Annotated in this window: 16 protein-coding genes; 4 read left to right on the top strand and 12 right to left on the bottom strand. The window is 64.1% G+C overall.

The genetic code is table 11. The features are described from left to right. Positions 1-7: 7 nt before the first annotated feature. From LV28_RS35515 to LV28_RS35475, 9 genes are all read right to left on the bottom strand, one after another. A complete protein-coding gene (locus tag LV28_RS35515) occupies positions 8-1,417 on the bottom strand; it encodes an amino acid permease (RefSeq protein WP_023595893.1) in 1,410 nt (469 codons plus the stop codon). Next, positions 1,414-2,727 (bottom strand): porin, encoded by a 1,314-nt coding sequence (locus LV28_RS35510; RefSeq protein ID WP_069106831.1) that lies wholly within the window; start codon positions 2,725-2,727, stop codon positions 1,414-1,416. The genes LV28_RS35515 and LV28_RS35510 overlap by 4 nt, the downstream gene beginning before the upstream one ends. A gap of 63 nt (positions 2,728-2,790) precedes the next feature. Further along, positions 2,791-3,594: a dihydrodipicolinate synthase family protein gene (locus LV28_RS35505; RefSeq protein WP_306630550.1), complete on the bottom strand. Its 804-nt coding sequence runs from the start codon at positions 3,592-3,594 to the stop codon at positions 2,791-2,793. A 196-nt stretch (positions 3,595-3,790) separates the two neighbouring features. After that, on the bottom strand, positions 3,791-4,678 hold the full coding sequence (locus tag LV28_RS35500) for an alpha/beta hydrolase (RefSeq protein ID WP_255315164.1): 888 nt from the start codon (positions 4,676-4,678) through the stop codon (positions 3,791-3,793). A gap of 32 nt (positions 4,679-4,710) precedes the next feature. Continuing rightward, positions 4,711-5,595 (bottom strand): ABC transporter ATP-binding protein, encoded by an 885-nt coding sequence (locus LV28_RS35495; protein ID WP_023595889.1) that lies wholly within the window; start codon positions 5,593-5,595, stop codon positions 4,711-4,713. Further along, positions 5,592-6,335: an ABC transporter permease gene (locus tag LV28_RS35490; RefSeq protein WP_023595888.1), complete on the bottom strand. Its 744-nt coding sequence runs from the start codon at positions 6,333-6,335 to the stop codon at positions 5,592-5,594. The genes LV28_RS35495 and LV28_RS35490 overlap by 4 nt, the downstream gene beginning before the upstream one ends. 28 nt (positions 6,336-6,363) lie before the next feature. Beyond that, positions 6,364-6,921 carry a VOC family protein gene (locus LV28_RS35485; RefSeq protein ID WP_024788786.1) on the bottom strand — a complete coding sequence of 186 codons (558 nt, stop codon included), beginning with the start codon at positions 6,919-6,921 and terminating at the stop codon, positions 6,364-6,366. Between the two features lie 32 nt (positions 6,922-6,953). Beyond that, positions 6,954-7,979, bottom strand: a complete 1,026-nt coding sequence (locus tag LV28_RS35480) for an ABC transporter substrate-binding protein (protein ID WP_038617634.1) — start codon at positions 7,977-7,979, stop codon at positions 6,954-6,956. 37 nt (positions 7,980-8,016) lie between these two features. After that, on the bottom strand, positions 8,017-8,967 hold the full coding sequence (locus tag LV28_RS35475) for a fumarylacetoacetate hydrolase family protein (RefSeq protein WP_023874415.1): 951 nt from the start codon (positions 8,965-8,967) through the stop codon (positions 8,017-8,019). Positions 8,968-9,135: 168 nt separating this feature from the next. Between LV28_RS35475 and LV28_RS35470 the strand changes: the two genes are divergently transcribed. Beyond that, entirely contained in the window at positions 9,136-10,104 is a 969-nt protein-coding gene (locus LV28_RS35470) for a 2-hydroxyacid dehydrogenase (RefSeq protein ID WP_023874416.1), read from the top strand. A gap of 121 nt (positions 10,105-10,225) precedes the next feature. Here the strand turns inward: LV28_RS35470 and LV28_RS35465 are convergent, their stop codons facing one another. The 3 genes from LV28_RS35465 to LV28_RS35455 all read right to left on the bottom strand — a co-directional run bounded on the left by LV28_RS35465 (position 10,226) and on the right by LV28_RS35455 (position 13,880). Continuing rightward, positions 10,226-12,022, bottom strand: coding sequence for an LVIVD repeat-containing protein (locus tag LV28_RS35465; protein ID WP_038617637.1), 1,797 nt, complete (start codon positions 12,020-12,022; stop codon positions 10,226-10,228). A 79-nt stretch (positions 12,023-12,101) separates the two neighbouring features. After that, complete coding sequence (locus tag LV28_RS35460; RefSeq protein WP_023595882.1) at positions 12,102-13,151, bottom strand: porin; 1,050 nt, start codon at positions 13,149-13,151, stop codon at positions 12,102-12,104. 261 nt (positions 13,152-13,412) lie between these two features. Then, the gene (locus LV28_RS35455; RefSeq protein WP_023595881.1) at positions 13,413-13,880 is read right to left on the bottom strand and encodes a VOC family protein; all 468 of its coding nucleotides are present in this window, start codon (positions 13,878-13,880) and stop codon (positions 13,413-13,415) included. Positions 13,881-14,133: 253 nt separating this feature from the next. Here LV28_RS35455 and LV28_RS35450 point away from each other — a divergent pair, with 253 nt between their 5' ends. From LV28_RS35450 to LV28_RS35440, 3 genes are all read left to right on the top strand, one after another. Next, the gene (locus tag LV28_RS35450) at positions 14,134-14,787 is read left to right on the top strand and encodes a GntR family transcriptional regulator (protein WP_023595880.1); all 654 of its coding nucleotides are present in this window, start codon (positions 14,134-14,136) and stop codon (positions 14,785-14,787) included. Positions 14,788-15,107: 320 nt separating this feature from the next. Continuing rightward, positions 15,108-15,611 carry an inclusion body family protein gene (locus tag LV28_RS35445; RefSeq protein ID WP_023595879.1) on the top strand — a complete coding sequence of 168 codons (504 nt, stop codon included), beginning with the start codon at positions 15,108-15,110 and terminating at the stop codon, positions 15,609-15,611. A 79-nt stretch (positions 15,612-15,690) separates the two neighbouring features. Beyond that, positions 15,691-16,203 (top strand): AidA/PixA family protein, encoded by a 513-nt coding sequence (locus tag LV28_RS35440; protein WP_038617640.1) that lies wholly within the window; start codon positions 15,691-15,693, stop codon positions 16,201-16,203. Positions 16,204-16,255 lie beyond the last annotated feature (52 nt).

Here is a 16,255-nt window from a genome sequence, read left to right as displayed (position 1 = left end):
CACCGACTCAGCGACTCGAACCGTGCGCCCCGGCGGTCGCGACAGCGGCACGCTGCCGATACCACACCGCGTACACGACCGAGAGCGCCACCACGAACGGCACACCGTAGACCAACGTCATGCGAAACGCACCGGTGAAATAGGTGGTGACCAGGGTGGCAAGCATGAGCAGCGCGCCTGCGAGACTCGCATACGGATATCCCCACATGCGAAAAGTCAGGGACTTTGCGTCGTGCGCGCGTCGGAAATACAGATGGGTGACGAAGATCATCAGCCACGTGAACATCGCACCGAACATCGATACCGACATCATCAGCGTGAACGACGCCTGCGGCGCCATCACGTTGAGCGCCACGGCCAGCGCGATACCGATGGTCGAGAGCATGAGCGCCGCGACAGGAACACCGTTGCGGCTCACTTCGCCGAAACGACGGGGCGCATAGCCCGCGCGCGACAGGCTGAACATCATGCGTGTGGTGATGTAGAGCTGGCTGTTCATGGCCGAGAGCGCGGCCACCAGGATCACCAGATTGATGACCCCGGCTGCACCGGGAATGTGCGTGGCCGCCATCACCTTGACGAAGGGGCTGCCGTCCTCGCCGGCGGCGTTCCAGGGCACGATCGCCAGCGTCAGGGCCAGCGTGAGCAGATAGAAGAACACCAGTCGGAACATCGTGGCGCGAAAGGCGCGCGTAATCGCCCGCTGCGGGTCCTGCGCCTCGCCCGCGGCCACCGCGATCATCTCGATGCTCAGATAGCTGAAAATCGACACGATCACGGCCACCCACATGCCCCAGGCGCCCTTGGGAAAGAATCCGCCGTTCGCGGTGTAGTTCGCCAGTCCAATGCCGCTGCCCTGCGGCGCGTGCCACACGATGTAGGCGCCCAGCATGAGGAACAACACGATGGCCACGATCTTGAGCATCGAGAACGCATATTCGACCGCGCCGAAGACCTTGACGCTCGCCGCGTTGATCGCGATGAGCCCGGCCGAGAAGCCGACGATCCAGTACCAGCCCGGCACTTCCGGAAACCAGTACTTCATGTACACGGCGATGGCCGTGACTTCGGTGCCCACGGCGAAGACGATGGACGACCAGTAGGCATAGCGCACCAGAAACCCGGCGAGCGGCCCGATGTAGTGCTCGGCGTACGCGCCGAACGAGCCCGACGTCGGATGCGCCACCGTCATTTCGGCCAGGCAACCCATGAGCAACAGGGCGATGACGCCGCCGATGGCGTAGCTCACGAGCACGCTGGGGCCGGCAAAACCGATCGCGAACGCGCTTCCCAGAAAAAGGCCGGTGCCAATGGCGCCACCGATGGCGATCATCGACAACTGCCCGCTGCTCAGGCCGCGATGCAGCCCCTTTTCTCGCTCGACAATGCTGTCGAAGCCCGGTTGTGTCGTACTCAAGTTCGTCTCCTGTGATTCGATAAGTGGTCGTTAAAAACTGTGTTCGATACCGATACCGATGCCCCGGTAGTGCGCACCCGGCGGCGCACCGCCGTTGCCGGTGCCAAAGTTCGGACGCGGTGAAAAGCCGTAGCCGCCCCAAGCGCGGTTGATGACCTGGTAGTACGCGAGGTACACGTCGGTAAGTTTGGAAAAGTCGTAGCGGTAGCCGAGGTGCATTTGCGTCGCCCCCAGGCCGTCGGTGCGGCACGGTGCCCCCCCGTGCGCGAGCAAGCGCCGTCCATCGCGTAGCCACCGCCAATCCACACCGAGTGACGGCCGCCGCCGAACCAGTGCTGCACCATCGCGTAGACGGCGTCGCGCCGGTAGCGATCGAGATTGCCGACGGTGCCGTCGTTGGTGCGATACGTCAGGCGGTCCCAGCCCGCGACCCATTTCGTGTTCGCGTAGGTGAAGACGATCAGGACCTTGTGGGCGTCGTCGCGCGAGCCCGTCGCACGCGAACCGACGTTCGACGGATTCGCCGACGGCGGGGCGCCGAGCCACGCCAGCCCGAAGTAGTCCTTGTGCATTTCATATGCGTAGCGAACGCGCAGCCCGCCGTTCGCATATTCCAGTCCAGCGCCGAACACCTGCGGCGTGATGTCGCCCGCTCGCGTGGCCACCGAACCGTTCGACAACGAGTAAGAGAATCGCAGTTGCAAGCCCGCCCACTCCGGGGTCCAGTACTGGAGGCTGTTGCCCTGACGGCGGTTGAACGTGGCGTCGGCGGCGCCATTCACACGCCCCGACTGCGTGGTTGTGTTCGGCACGTTGAAGCCTGGATTGCTCAGGATCGTGCTGAGATCGCCGGTATAGGGATTGCGCACCGGCGACCCGACCGCGAGCGTCGACCACTGATAAGGCGTATCCCAGTTGCCCATGAACGCCGTGCCGAACGGGCCCTTGACGCCGACGTTCGAATTGCGCCCGGCAATGGCGCCGGTCGATTTGCCGTCGAAGGCCACCGGGGTCTCGATCTGCCAGATCGCGGCGTACCCATCGCCCAGATCCTCCCTGCCGCGCATGCCGAAGTACGAAATGCTCGACAACAGGCGCGTGCCGCTCAGCGCCGGTGCGCTGACGGCGCCCGCCGGGGCTTGCGTCGGACGCACGGCCGATGCCGGTGCCTGTCGTCCGCTCACGGAGACCCAATCCATCATCGGCGTGAGATGTCCGTAGATTTGCACCTGCGCCTGACCGGTCTGGCAAACGCCCATGCCCATCGCCAGGCCGATCAGCATGCCCGGCAGCCGTGCGTCGGCACGCACCGGACGCCGGCGCGGCAAACCACGACGTGACTCCCGAAACCGCAACGCGCCGCGCATGTTCGCTCAACCCGGCAGCGTGAAGCCGCACGCGGCCAACTGCGCATGCAGTCGCTGGTGCTGTTCGCGCGTGAGCAGCGAGAGCGGTGCCCGCACGCGTTGCCAGGTTGGATCGTCGCGCTGCGTCGCGAGCACGGCCTTGAGCGCCGCGATCATCGGAAACGACTGCACGACGCCGCGCACCGCGTCGGCCTGCGCCTGGAGCGCTGCACCGCCGCCGCCCGCCCACTCACGGCACAGGCGCGCAATGACCTGTGGATTGATATTGACCGTGGCGGAAATGCAGCCCCTGGCGCCCCTGGCCGAGGCACGCGACACCAGCGACTCCGAAGCCGGGAAGATGCCGAAGCCAGGAAACGCGTCGAGCATCTCACTCAGGTGATTCCAGTCGCCGGAGCTGTCCTTGATGCCCACGACCGTCGTCGGAAAATCGCGGATCAGCCGTTCGATCACGGGCATTGTGATCGGCACGCCCGACAGTGCCGGGATGTGATACAGGTACACGCGCAGGCGAGAATCGGCCACTTGATCGATCACCCGTGCGTAGTACGCGTACAGGCCATCGTCCGTCACGCCCTTGTAGAAGAAGGGAGGCAGCATGAGCACGCCGGCACAGCCATGCGCCACGGCATGACGCGTGAGCCTGACAGTCTCCGGCAACGAGCAGCAGCCGGTACCGGGCAACATGCGACCGGCGTCGAGACCATGCCCGACGAGATGGTCGAGCAGCGTCATGCGCTCGTGGGCGTCGAGGGAGTTGGCTTCGCTGTTGGTGCCAAACGGGGCGAGCCCCGCACCGTGCGAGAGCAACCATTCGCAATGTGCGACAAAACGGGGGCATCCGGCGTCCAATCCGCGTGAAACGGGGTGACGACGGGCGCAAACGCCCCGGTCAATTCGTGATCGACCATGACAGTTCCTGGAAGAGAGAGGGAGATGAACGGCGCTGCCCGCACGCGGCTGCAACAACTACGCAGCTCTGCACGTCAGACAGGCACGACCTGCATCAGGGCGACGGATCGATTTCGTGCAGGAATTGCAGAATTTCTCTGCCGAGCGATTCATCGCCCGTATCGAGATGCGCCACGATCGATGTGTGGTTGTGGTCGCGCACCTGTACGAAGCGCGGCGCGCGTCCGTCGCGCAACGCCAGCCGATAGCAGAACTCGAGTGCGTAGGTGTCGAGATGCGGATTCTCGAACTCCGCGATGACGACCATCGCCGGCACCGGCATGGCATCGACATGCGCCGTCGGCGCGTCGGCACCGTAGCGCTGGGGGTCCTCACCGTAATACGCGACCACGCCGGGCGCGTTCGGATTGTCCGGCAACACGTCGGCGCGCAGGCGCGCACTGATGAGCACCGCGCCCGCGACTTCCGGCATTGCCGGGCGCACACGAGGATCGCAAAGGTAGCTGGCCACGTGCGATCCGCCGGCCGAATGCCCAATCAACAGCATGCGCGACAGGTCCGCGCCGCCCTGCCCCGCATATGCGCTCACATGGTCGCGCACCCACCGAACGGCGGCGGCCACGTCCTGTGCGCCACCGGGAAATGGGGCTTCAGGCGCCAGGCGATACTCCACGTTGACGGCGATACAGCCATGACGGGCAAAATAGCGCGGCACGTTGCCGTAGATTTGCGCGTTGGCGTTCATGTCTCCGCGCACGAAGCCACCGCCGTGAACGAACACGACGACCGGCGCGGGCGACTCGGCCGACACCTCCGGCCGGTAGATGTCGAGGCGGTGACGGACATGCGGACCGTAGGCCAGATCCCGCTCGACGACGTAGCCGAGCGTCGAGGCCTGTGCGAGCAGCGGCGTATAGGCGTCGATCACCGCACGGCGCCCGGCCGCGATGTCCTGGGCCCAGACGGGCCCGATTTCGCGCATTCGCGCCCGCGCCAGTTGCCACTGCGCCGCCATCAATAAACCCCCATCAATTGCGAGAGCTGCGCGATGTAGCCCGCGTAGCGCGGATGCTGCTTGATCGTCTGCGGCGAGCGCGGACGCGGAAGATCGATCACGACTTCCTGCTGCACCTTGCCCGGACGGGCCGACATCACGATCACCCGGTCCGACAGGAAGACCGCCTCCTCGATACTGTGCGTGACGAGCAGCACCGTCTGCCGGTGCTCCTGCCAGATGCGCAGCAGCTCGACGTTCAGGTTGTCGCGCGTGAGTGCATCGAGGGCGCCGAACGGTTCGTCCATGAGCAGCACCTTCGGCTCGAGCGCCAGGATCTGTCCGATCGACGCGCGCTGACGCATGCCGCCCGACAATTCATGCGGATGATGCTCGGCGAACTGCGAGAGCCCCAGCATCTCCAGCAACGCCTGTACCCGCGGCTCGCTCTTCTCCTTCGGGATCTTGCGCAAGCGCGTGCCAAGCAGCAGGTTCTGCCGTACCGTCAGCCAGGGCAGCATGTTGCTGGTCTGGAACACCACGCCGATGTCAGGCACCGGACGCGATACCCGCTGGCCCACCACACGGACCTCGCCGCCGTCGTGCGGCACCAGTCCGGCCACGATGCGCAACAACGTGCTCTTGCCGCAACCGCTCGCGCCGAGAATCGACACGAACTCGCGATCGGCAATCGAGAGCGATACGTCGTCGAGAATCCGCACCGGCACGCCCTTGCGCTGCTTCGCCGCATAGGCCTTGTCGACGTGGCGTACCTCGATCACGGTGTCCGCGCCTTGCGCAGCGGGCGCTGCACCAACGCCAGGCCCCCGCGAAGCGTCATGCGTCTCCTGATCGGCAGCGCGCGCGGCATGCAACTGCGCAACCGTACCCGTTGCATTGCTCATACGTTGATCCCCCGCCACCAGACAAACCGGGCCAAACGCTCGATCGCCCAATACAAGACCACGGCCAGCAAGGTCACCATCAGAATGGCCGCGAACATGACGTCGGTGCGCGCGGCCGCCGACGCGAACACGATCAGGTGCCCCAGGCCCTCTTCCGAGCCGATGAACTCGCCGACAATCGCACCGATGACCGCGAGCGGCATGGCAATCTTCAGACCGTCGGCGAACGCGGGCAGTGCGGCCGGCAGATAGAGCCGCCAGAACGTGTCCCATGGGCTCGCGCCCAGCGCGCGGAAGTGCTCGTCGAGGTTGCGCGCGACCGACGCAAGTCCCCCCATCGTGGCGACCACGACCGGGAAGAACGCGAACAGGAAGGTCGACGCCAGCTTCGACGCAAAGCCATAACCGAACCACACGATCATGAGTGGCGCGAGCGCGATTTTCGGCATGCTTTGCAACGCCGTGACCAGGGGATACAGCGTGCGGCGCGCGAGCGCGCTGTAGCTGATGACCACCCCGATCACGAGTCCGCCGGCCACGGCCGCAATGAAGCCGGCCAGGACTTCCACCGTCGTCACCCAGGTATCGGCGAGCATCTGCGGATGGACTTCCCAGGCCGCGCGAAAGATGGCCGACGGCGGGGGCATGAGGTACGACTGCACCTTGAAGTACGTCACGGCCAATTCCCACAGGGCGAGCAGCACGCCCCAAAATACGATCGTCTGTGCGATGCGTTTCATTCGATGTCTCCTCCGAAAGGTCGCGCGGCTAGGCCTTGCCGCCCGACTTTTCCTTGACCATGCCAGGCGGCGGCGGCACAACGAAGCGCTCGAAGCGGAACCGGTCGAAGCTCTCGATGTTGCGCTCCCACACACGAGCCTCGTACGGATGCTCGGCGTCGATCTGGGTCATCTCGCAGTACAGCTCGACGTTGTTGCCGTCCGGATCCTTGAACACGAGGAAGTAATTCGCACCCGGACCGTGCCGTCCAATGCCGCGCACGATCTCCACGTCGTGCGCGCGCAGCACTTCCACGGCCTGCTCCATCTCCTCGACGCTGTCGACGAGATAGGAGAAGTGCTCCATGCCCGGGCGGCTGTAGCGCGGCAGATCGTCGATATCCGGCGAGTCCTTGGGAATCTGCGAGAGCGCAAGGTCATGGTGATCGCTCGCGGCACGCAGGAACACCATCTGGTCGCCGATCCAGTCGGAGACGGTCAGTCCGAGCACCTCGGTGTAGAACTGCGCCGATTTCCGGATATCGCGCACGACCAGCACCAGATGGCCGAGACGCCGGGGATTGAGTTTGGGTTTGGGGCTTGTCATCTCCACTCCTTGTATGGCTTCGACGCGCGAGCTCATTCGACGAACTGATTGGTATAAAGATCGGTCGCCTTGAGCGTCGGGGACAGATGGAACGCGTCGCGCACGAACTTCGCGGTCGATTCCATGCGCGGCACCGGCAACCACCCCGGCTTGTGACCCTGTGTCTCGCGATCGCTCTGCAGCGCGGCCATCTGCCGGATCTGCTCGGTCATCACCTGTTTGTCGAGCATCGGGTACTGCGAGGCGATCACGGCGGCCGACGCGGCCGGGTGCTCGCGCATCCAGGCATAGCCGCGATAGGTCGCCTGCACGAAGCGGCGCACGACATCGGGCTTCTGCTCGATCATCTTTTCGGTCGTCACAATGCCGTTGCCAACCATGTCGAGCCCGAAGTCGCGATAGCGCAGCGAGCCGATCTCGCGCCCCTGTCTGGCAGCGAGCGACTTGAGCACTTGCAGGTTCGCCCCCTCCCAGCACTCGGTCAGGTCTACCCGGCCCTGCAGGAACGAGGGGTTGATCGTTGACGGGTCGAGCCGCAGCAGCCTGATCGACGTGGGCGCCAGGCCGTTGGCCTTGAGCCAGGCCGGCACGATGTTCTGCAGCGGCGACGCGCCACCGCCGCCCATCGACAGGCCCTTGAGATCGGCAGGCTTCTCAAGGGACCGTCCGGGCTTGACGAGGTAGCAGATCGCGCCAGGCCACACCGCGTTGATCGAGCCGACCATCTTCGTCTTGCCACCCTGCGCGCGGTTGAGCATCACGCTGATCGGATCGCCGTAGCCAAACTCGAACAGCCCCTGGTCGATCTCGTTGACGGTGCGCTGGCCGCCGTGCCCGACGATGGCCGACACCTCAAGGCCCACGTCGCGGTAGTAGCCCTTGTTGATCGCGACGAGCACGCCGCCGGTACTGCCTTGCGGCAACCACGAAAGGTTGAACTTCACCTTGTCCTGCGCGGCGACCGGCGTCGCCCACAGCGCGCCCGAACCGGCTGCGCCGAACGCACCGACAAATGCGAGCGCCGTCCACCAGCGCCTTGCCCACTGCCACTGCTGCATTGCTGCCTCCTCCTGACCGCCACGAGAACGGCCGTTGTTATTTGCGCTGTGCGACGACGCGGTTCTCGATGGCGCCAATGCCCTCGATCCCCGCGACCATCACGTCACCCGCCTTGAGATACACGCCGCGCCCCATGCCCACGCCGGTCGGCGTGCCCGTGGCGATCAGATCGCCGGGTTTGAGCGTGAGAATGCCGGACAGGTAGGCGATCTGCTCCGCGATGTTGAAGATCATTCCCGCCGTCGTATCGTTCTGCATCGTTTCGCCGTTGACCGACAGCGTCATGCGCAGATTCTGGGGATCGCGAATGACGTCGCGCGGCACGAACCAGGGCCCCAGAGGAGCGAAGGTATCGAAACTCTTGCCGCGAAACCAGTCGTGCGTGAACGGATAGTCGGTACGGCGGTTCAGATCCCGTGCGCTCACGTCGTTGATGACCGTGTAACCGGCGATCCACTCGTGCGCCTGTTCCACCGGGATGTGGCGGCCGGGACGACCGATCACCACGGCGAGCTCCACCTCCCAGTCGACCCGCTCGGCGTGCGGCGGCAGCACGACTTCCGTGTCCGTCGCCGTCACGCTCGTCTCGGCTTTCATGAACATGTACGGCGAGCTCTCGCTGCGCGGCGCAAGCTTGGTGCCCATCTCGGCCGCGTGCTCGTAGTAGTTCGACGCGGTCGCGAAAATGCGCCCGGGCTGGTACGGCACGCACAGGCGATAGTCGCCAGTGGCGAGCGCGCCGATCTTCGCGGGCAAGCCGGCGTCCAGCGCCCGGCGCACCGCCGCGTCCAGTGCTTCGCCATGCACGTACCAATCCGAGATCACCGACGTCAGGTCCTGCGCCACAGCGAGCGCGTCATCGGCATGCGATTCGCGCAGCACCGCCGCCAGATCGTACAAACGCCCGTGCTGAACCAGCGCCGTGCGGCGGGCGGCGCCCGCCCCCGGCGCCAGCGATTCATAAGTTGCGATGCCAAACCAGGTCACACCATCCTCCTTGTCTTCCTTGTCTTCCGTGCAGGAGCCGATCGCGTTTTCACCCATCGGCTGTCTTTTTGATTGCTATATGAAGATACAATACATAGCATATGTATACATAGCAACTTATTTGTATTTAATTTTTCCATCCTAACGATCGGGACGATTGACACCGCCATGACCGATGCACCGCTGCTTCTGAACTTCATTGCGCTCGAGGCCACCGCGCGCGAACAATTGCTGGCCGCAGGCTTTCGTCTTCACGACGTCGACACGCATCGAACTCGGATCGAAGACATCGCGTTCGCGCCGAACGTGCGCCTGCTGTTGACGAATGGCACGACCGGACTGAGCGCCGCGCAAATGGATGCGCTGCCTCGGCTCGAACTCGTGTGCGCCTTCGGCGCGGGCTTCGAGAACGTCGATCTGGCCGCGGCCACCGCGCGCGGCATCGCGGTCGCTCATGCCCCCAACACCAACGGCGAGACGGTTGCGGATCACGCGCTGGCCTTGATGCTCGCAAGCGCGCGCGGACTCATCACCCTCGATCGCGCCGTGAAAGCCGGAGGCTGGGCCCGGCACCGCGCCCCGCGTCCCACCCTCAACGGTGCACGGCTGGGCGTCGTGGGCCTTGGCAACATCGGACACGCGATCGCCGTGCGCGCGCAGGCCTTCGGCATGTCCATCGGCTATCACACTCGCACGCCGCGCACCGACTGCCGCTGGGATCACTTCGAGAGCGTTGCCGCACTCGCCGATGCCAGCGACTTCCTGGTGCTTGCCTGCCCCGGTGGTCCTGCCACGCATCACCTTGTCGATGCCGACGTGCTCGCAAGGCTCGGTCGCGACGGCTTTCTCGTGAACGTGGCGCGCGGCAGCGTCGTCGATACCGCAGCCCTGATCGAAGCGCTGTGCGACGGCGTGATCGCCGGTGCAGCCCTCGACGTCTTCGAGACCGAGCCCGACGTGCCGTCCGCATTGCGCATGCTGGAGAACGTGGTGCTCACACCGCACATCTCCGGTCGCTCTCCCGCCGCGCTGCAGGCGCAGATCGACCTGCTGCTCGCGAACCTGCACGCGCACCTCGCGGGCGCGCCACTGCCTGCGGCGGCAAACACGGTCGAGCGCCGCCACGCCGGCGCGTAAAAAGGAAGCGGGCAACCGGGAGACCATCGGAGGCTGCCCGCTTCAACACTTCACGCTTTGGAGGCCCTGTGAAGTCGTCTGCGGCGACGGCACGACAAGTCGTGCCGCGCAATCGCGAAGCTCAACGCGCCGGCCAGGGCTTGGCCGGCGCTTTCATCACCGGCTCGCCAAGCAGCGGGCTCGACAGTGCGTAGGCGCCGTTCTCGGTGAAGGCCCACATGATGTTGCGGTCGTACTCCGTGTACATCGCGAACACCCCCTTGCCGAGCGTGTAGACGGGCAGTTCCGACTCATCCGCCAGACCCGGTACGAAATATCCCGCAATGCTCGGCTTGGCAGGGTCCTTCACGTCGAAGATCTGCACGCCCGCGTTGTAGAACGAATAAGGCACGATGCCCTGGCGCCACGTTCCCGGTTGACCGATCGAATTAGACCGCTTCGGACCGAAATTGCCACCGCGCTGGCAGAAACTCGTAAACGGCGCGCCTTCGGGCACTTCCGGCTCGGGTAGCTTCGCCGCGACCTTCATGTGGGCCGGATTACGTGCGTCGACCACGAAGATGTCCTTGTACGGCTCATAGCAGTCGCGGTTCATCGGATAGCCGCTCGTGAGCACGTAGCCGGTGCGCTCGTACTGGCTCACATCCGCGTTGTCGTACTCGGTGCCCGCGAAACTCGGCGCCGTATTCACGTTACCCAGCACCTTCGGGTGGGCCGGATCGGACAGGTCGAACGACCACAGCCCCAATCCGCCCATCGCGCCGAAGCCCACCTTGCCGCCCTGCTCCAGCGGCTTGGGCAGGAAGATCGGCATGCGCGAGCCCATCCAGGACGTGCGATTGCCTGCGCGCGGATTCTGCAAATAGGCCTGCTCGTGCCCGGCGTTGCCAAGGATCTGGCCCGGCACCGAAATCTGCGAGACGAACTTCGGGTTGGCCGGATCCGACATGTCCCAGACCTGATAGCCCGGCGAGTAAAGGTAGTTCGGATATTCGGTGAGCGCGTAGCTATCGTCCGGCGCGGCCGAGAGGATCATATACTTGCCGCCGTAGAATTCCGGCGAATCGAGCGAGCCCGAGCCCTGTTGCTGGCCGATGGGCGCGTTCGGGTGCCGGTAATCGGTCGTGCGCGTGGCGATGAGCTTCCAGTCCGACGGCAGTGGCCCGTTCATCTCGAACACCCGGAAACCCTTGAGCGAGTTGTAGTTGCGCTGCGCGGCAACCTTTTCCGGCTCTTTCGACTTGTCACGCATGAGGCCGTAACGCCCGATCTCGAACGACGCGACGAGAATCGGCTTGCCGAGCTTCTTGTTCCACACGATGGTGGCGCCGCCCAGATAGTCGTGCACATTGTTCGGATCGAACTTCTCGCTCGATCCCTTCGGGCCCCACACGCCGCCCCTGGAGAACACGACCTTGCCGTTTGCCGGGTCGGTCACATCCATGATGCGCAGATAGTCGCGATCGTGAATGTACAAATAGCGCTTGCCATTGAAGTCGGCGATGTTGTTCCATGCATGGAACGGCGAGCCCACCCCCGGATAGAAAGCCAGCACCTTGACGTTCTTCGTGTAGCTATTCTTGTCCCAGCTCGCGAGCTCACCCGGGAAACGTTGCCCGGTGTGAACCTCGGGCGTGGCCTTCGGCCAGATGAACTTGCCTGTTGCCGGATCCATGCCGTAGTCGACGCCCGCCTTGAGCGGCTTGGGTTCGCGATCGGGCGTGAGGCGCAACCAGCCGGCCAGGTAAGGGTCCTTGACGTTCGGCGTGCCGGGCGTGCCCGAGGGTTGCGCCGGCGTGGCGGCGGCCGGGGCCGGTGCGCTGTCGGGCGCAGAGGCGTGCGCGGCGAGCGTCATCGTGAGCGCCGCGAGCACTGCGGTAGCGGTCAACGACACGCCGAGTGTCTGCTTGCGAAACATGTCTTCCTCCTTCGTTTCTAGAATCTTCCCGTCGGCGCAAGGCGCGCCGACAGCGTGATGGCATGCGTGCGAAGCCCCGTCAGAACGCGTGCCGGATGCCGAACTGCACCCCGGACGGGTTCTGCGTGCCGGTCGGTCCGACCTGGAAGGTCACCGGGTAATGCACCGCCGTGTCGTTGCTGTGCTGCACGCGGGCATACGTGGCGTAAAGCGTCGTGCGCTTGGACAGGCCGTACATGTAGCCCACCACGAAGCCATTGGCGTTCGAGAGGGCCTTGTTGTCGTCGTCCTGCCGATGGACGAAGCTCGCGTAGAAGCGATGTCGATCCGTCAACGCGTAGCGCACGCCGGCCTGGATATCCCAGCCGCGCACGTTGAACGCAACATACGGTGGGTAGGCGTAGTAACCGTTGTAGGTGTGATAGATCAACGTCGGCTCGACGCTACCGAATCGGTACGTCGCGGCGAAGTAGTTGTCGCGCGACGAGCGGATCTGGCTCGATGAAAAGATGTCGCGTGTGTATTGCAGCTCGCTCACGGCGCCGAGAAAGATGCCGCCGTTGCGATATTCGAGCCCTGCCGAGTAGAAGCGGCCCGAGCGCGTGCCGTCGCCCACGCCGGTGGTTGCCATGAAGCGTCCCATCAGGCCATGCCAGCGCGGCGTGTTGTATTGAATGGCGTTATCGACGCGATACGACGCGTAGAAGAACTCCATGTTGTTGACCATACTGAAGTCGGCCGCCCAACTGGGATCGGCATAGCCCGCGATCCAGTAAGACGGCGTGAACTGGCGGCCCAGCGAGAATTCGCCCCACGGTCCCTTGATCCCCACGAACGACTGGCGCGCCTGCACCGACTGGGTACCAGTGTTCGCGGAGAACATCGGTTCGTAGGTGAAGAACGCGCGGTTGCCGCCGCCGAGCTCCTCGTATCCGCTCAGGTTGAAGCGGGAGTTGTTGAGGCCGCCGCTCGAAACACGTGTGACCTTGCCGCCATTCGCCCCCGAACCCCACAGCTGCTCCAGATTCAGGTCCACAAATCCCGAAAGCGTGACGCCCCCGGTCGATTGCGCGTACGCACCGCCCTGCATTGCACCCAGCAGCAATGCACACAACACTCGCTTCTTCATGCCGTCTCCTGAAATTTCTCGTTGTTGTCACGGCGCTCCCCTTCATCGACTTCCCGGGGACGTCTGCCGCCCGCACGTTGTATGTATACAATCTTTGCAATGATTATACATAGCAAAGAAATTGAATTTCTACCGCTATTTGCTTATACAAACGGGCGATTTTGTTATAGCGGGTTACCCCTGATGGCCTTTCCTGGCCGACGACAAGGTCACCGCTCGAGCATGATCAGGACGATGGCGGGGACCGGCCCCGCCGTGGTGTCATAGTCCGTTGCGATCGGCCTGGAGGCCCTCGTGGCGCAGCTTCGGCGCCTCGTCCCTGCCCGAGCCATCTCGCGATGCGCCGCCCCAGCCGTGGGCCGTCACGTCGAAAATGACGCCGTTCGGATCGAAGAACTTCACTTCGTAGAAGATGTTGCTTTTCACGGGCACCTCGCCCATGTAGTAGCGGCCGCCGGCAGCCTCGATCTTCGCGCGCGAGGCTTCGACGTCTTCGACCCAGATGCCGATGTGGTGCAGCCCGACGTACTCGCGTCCGCGATCTCCGGCGGCCTCGTCATCCTTGTAATTGAGCAGCGCCAGGTTGATGACGCCGTCGGACAGATAAACGCCGCGCGCGAGCGACGAATCCGTCTCGCCGACCTTCTTGAAATCGAACGCCTGCATGTAGAACTCCGCCGCCTTCCAGGGATCCGGCACGGAAAGCGCGATGTGACGCAGTTTGGCCATGGTGAGATGTCTCCTTCAAAGTGAGATGTCAGCTCGTGCCGGAACGCCCGGCAGAGGCTTTATGTATACTATCTCAGCAATTTGCATTCAAAAACGTATTTTTGGATGCAATGAGAAGGCACATGATGGTTGCTTTCCATGGCAGGTCCGCGCTGTCTCGCTGTGGAACACGAGCATCGAAAAAAACACCCGTATAATCCCCATGTATACAATCCGATCAGAAAAACACATCCACGGAGCGAGATAGACACGCATGGCCGAAACCATTGCCGCACGAATCTGCCGCGTTTTGACGGGCGAGATCATCGATGGGCGCTTGCCGCCGGGACAGAAGCTGGAGGAAGTCGCCCTGGCCGAGCGCTTCAAGGCGTCGCGCACCCCGATTCGCGAAGCGCTGCGAGAGCTCAACGCACGAGGCCTGATCGAACTCACGCCGCACAAGGGCGGTGTCGTGGCAAGCATCAGCGTCGACGACCTGTCCGACATGCTCGAAGCCATGTGCGAACTCGACGCGCTGTGCTGCCGCCTCAGTGCCCAACGCATGAGCGCGATGCAGAAGAAGCAACTCGAGATGATCCACATCCAGAGCAAGCAGTGCATGGATGCGGGGGACGAGGCGGGGTATCTCGCGCTCAACCGCGAATTCCATCAGTTGCTGAGTGCGGGCACGCAGAACAAGACGCTCATGGCGCTGATCGACAGCCACCGGGAACGCCTTGCGCCGTTTCGCGCGGCGCAGTCCGACGTCGAGGAGCGCTTCACCGTATCCTTCGACGAGCACGAGCGTGTGGTGCAAGCGGTGCTCGCGTCCGATGCCGAAGGCGCATACAACGCCATGCGCAGCCACACCGCACGCCTGAGCATCCACGTGCTCGAGCGTCTGCAACACAGTCGCAAACCGACTTGACGCCGCGGGGCGCCCGCCCGGTGCCCGCAACGCGAAATAACCGACAGCCCATGCCGTGTCGCGCGCATGGGCTGTTTGGGTCATGACGTTCCAATTTCGTGATTGGTACGTTCCCTATCGGGCATGTCGCGCCAATACTGGCGCGCCACGTGGCGCCAATGTCACTCATATCGCGCCAGCCTCGCGTGGTTGAATCTCACCACGACGCCAACTAGCCTCCATCGGTGAAATGCTTCAGTGCATTTCGCGCGCCGCGTCCATGCGCAGCGCTCGCGGGCCGTCACCGACGGCGTTCCACCCAGGCTCTCGTGGAGACACACATGTCCGAAATCACCGATGTGCTGGTCAGCATCGACACCAAGACGATCGTCGACCGGTACGGCAAGAATTGCAGCATGGCCAATCCACCGATCATCGACTTCAAGCATGTTTTCATGATCGTGACGCAAGGCAATGTGGTGAGCGGCCAGGCGGGCGGCGAACTCGACGTCGCGGCGACGGTCGGCGACGTCATCCGCTGGCGCGAGTGTTCGTTGTCGCTCGGCTTCGAGCAGTCGTGCATCTTTTACAAGTTCATCGGCAATCAGGGCAACGACCTGATCTCGCCGCCCTCGCCTCGCGAGGCGGAAGTCACCATCCCCGTGCCAAATCCGCCTGACCCGACCAAGCCGAAGAAGCAGAAGTGCTCGAACTACTTCTGGTCTTGCGAAACCCTCAAGACCGGCCGCGTGACGTATCACTTCCAGTTCATGGTGCTCGACCGCAGTGGCAACCTGTGCGGCTGCTATCAATGGGACCCGTTCATCACCATTCGCAACCACTGAGCCGAGCCATACCGCGATGCGCGGCGGGCGTGACGGCCCGCCGGGTCGCGGCGCCCGAGCGTAACGGCGAGGAACTTCCATGTCCGACGTACAGACGCCCGATGCCCACACCGTAATCGACGTGCTGCTGGTCATCGACACCGTGACGCTGCTCGCGCGTCAAACGCACGCGGCACCTTCCCAGCGCCACGCCGAACCTGGCGGATGGTTCACGCTTGCCCCGGGGCAAGTCGAACCCGACGCGGCGCGGATGCCACCCTGGCGTATCGACGCGGCGCCCGGCAATTGCGTGCGCCTGCGCTGGACACCGCTGGCCATGCAGGGGGAACACGCGGTGCTGCTCGACCTGTCGTCGACCGACACGGCGGTGTTCGGCGAGTGGCATCTGCACATGCACGCCGACTCGCCTCGCCATGCGCCGTCGATGGGGGACCCCGAACACCCCGCCCTACGGGCCGCGCCCGACGTCTATTGGCAGGCGGAAGTCGAACGTGCAGGATCGACCGAACTGAGCGTGGGACTCACCATCACCGACCGCGGCGCCAACATACTCAGTCGACTGCGGCGGCCGTTGCGAATCGCGGTGCGGTAGGCGATCGAAGATGCGCCATCGCGTCCGCGCGTGCGATTGCGCTTGCGCAGCA

This window comes from Pandoraea pnomenusa, from assembly GCF_000767615.3.
GTDB lineage: Bacteria > Pseudomonadota > Gammaproteobacteria > Burkholderiales > Burkholderiaceae > Pandoraea > Pandoraea pnomenusa.
The sequence above is the reverse complement of the archived record's forward strand: the minus strand, read 5'-3'. Positions and strand labels throughout refer to the sequence as shown.

Excerpts from the sequence above, each read along its gene's own strand:
- LV28_RS35440 (WP_038617640.1), top strand. The coding sequence starts at position 15,691 with ATGTCCGACGTACAGACGCCCGATGCCCACACCGTAATCGACGTGCTG.
- LV28_RS35465 (WP_038617637.1), bottom strand. The coding sequence starts at position 12,022 with ATGTTTCGCAAGCAGACACTCGGCGTGTCGTTGACCGCTACCGCAGTG.
- LV28_RS35485 (WP_024788786.1), bottom strand. The coding sequence starts at position 6,921 with ATGACAAGCCCCAAACCCAAACTCAATCCCCGGCGTCTCGGCCATCTG.
- LV28_RS35460 (WP_023595882.1), bottom strand. The coding sequence starts at position 13,151 with ATGAAGAAGCGAGTGTTGTGTGCATTGCTGCTGGGTGCAATGCAGGGC.
- LV28_RS35490 (WP_023595888.1), bottom strand. The coding sequence starts at position 6,335 with ATGAAACGCATCGCACAGACGATCGTATTTTGGGGCGTGCTGCTCGCC.
- LV28_RS35500 (WP_255315164.1), bottom strand. The coding sequence starts at position 4,678 with ATGCGCGAAATCGGGCCCGTCTGGGCCCAGGACATCGCGGCCGGGCGC.
- LV28_RS35470 (WP_023874416.1), top strand. The coding sequence starts at position 9,136 with ATGACCGATGCACCGCTGCTTCTGAACTTCATTGCGCTCGAGGCCACC.
- LV28_RS35480 (WP_038617634.1), bottom strand. The coding sequence starts at position 7,979 with ATGCAGCAGTGGCAGTGGGCAAGGCGCTGGTGGACGGCGCTCGCATTT.
- LV28_RS35455 (WP_023595881.1), bottom strand. The coding sequence starts at position 13,880 with ATGGCCAAACTGCGTCACATCGCGCTTTCCGTGCCGGATCCCTGGAAG.
- LV28_RS35445 (WP_023595879.1), top strand. The coding sequence starts at position 15,108 with ATGTCCGAAATCACCGATGTGCTGGTCAGCATCGACACCAAGACGATC.
- LV28_RS35495 (WP_023595889.1), bottom strand. The coding sequence starts at position 5,595 with ATGAGCAATGCAACGGGTACGGTTGCGCAGTTGCATGCCGCGCGCGCT.
- LV28_RS35450 (WP_023595880.1), top strand. The coding sequence starts at position 14,134 with ATGGCCGAAACCATTGCCGCACGAATCTGCCGCGTTTTGACGGGCGAG.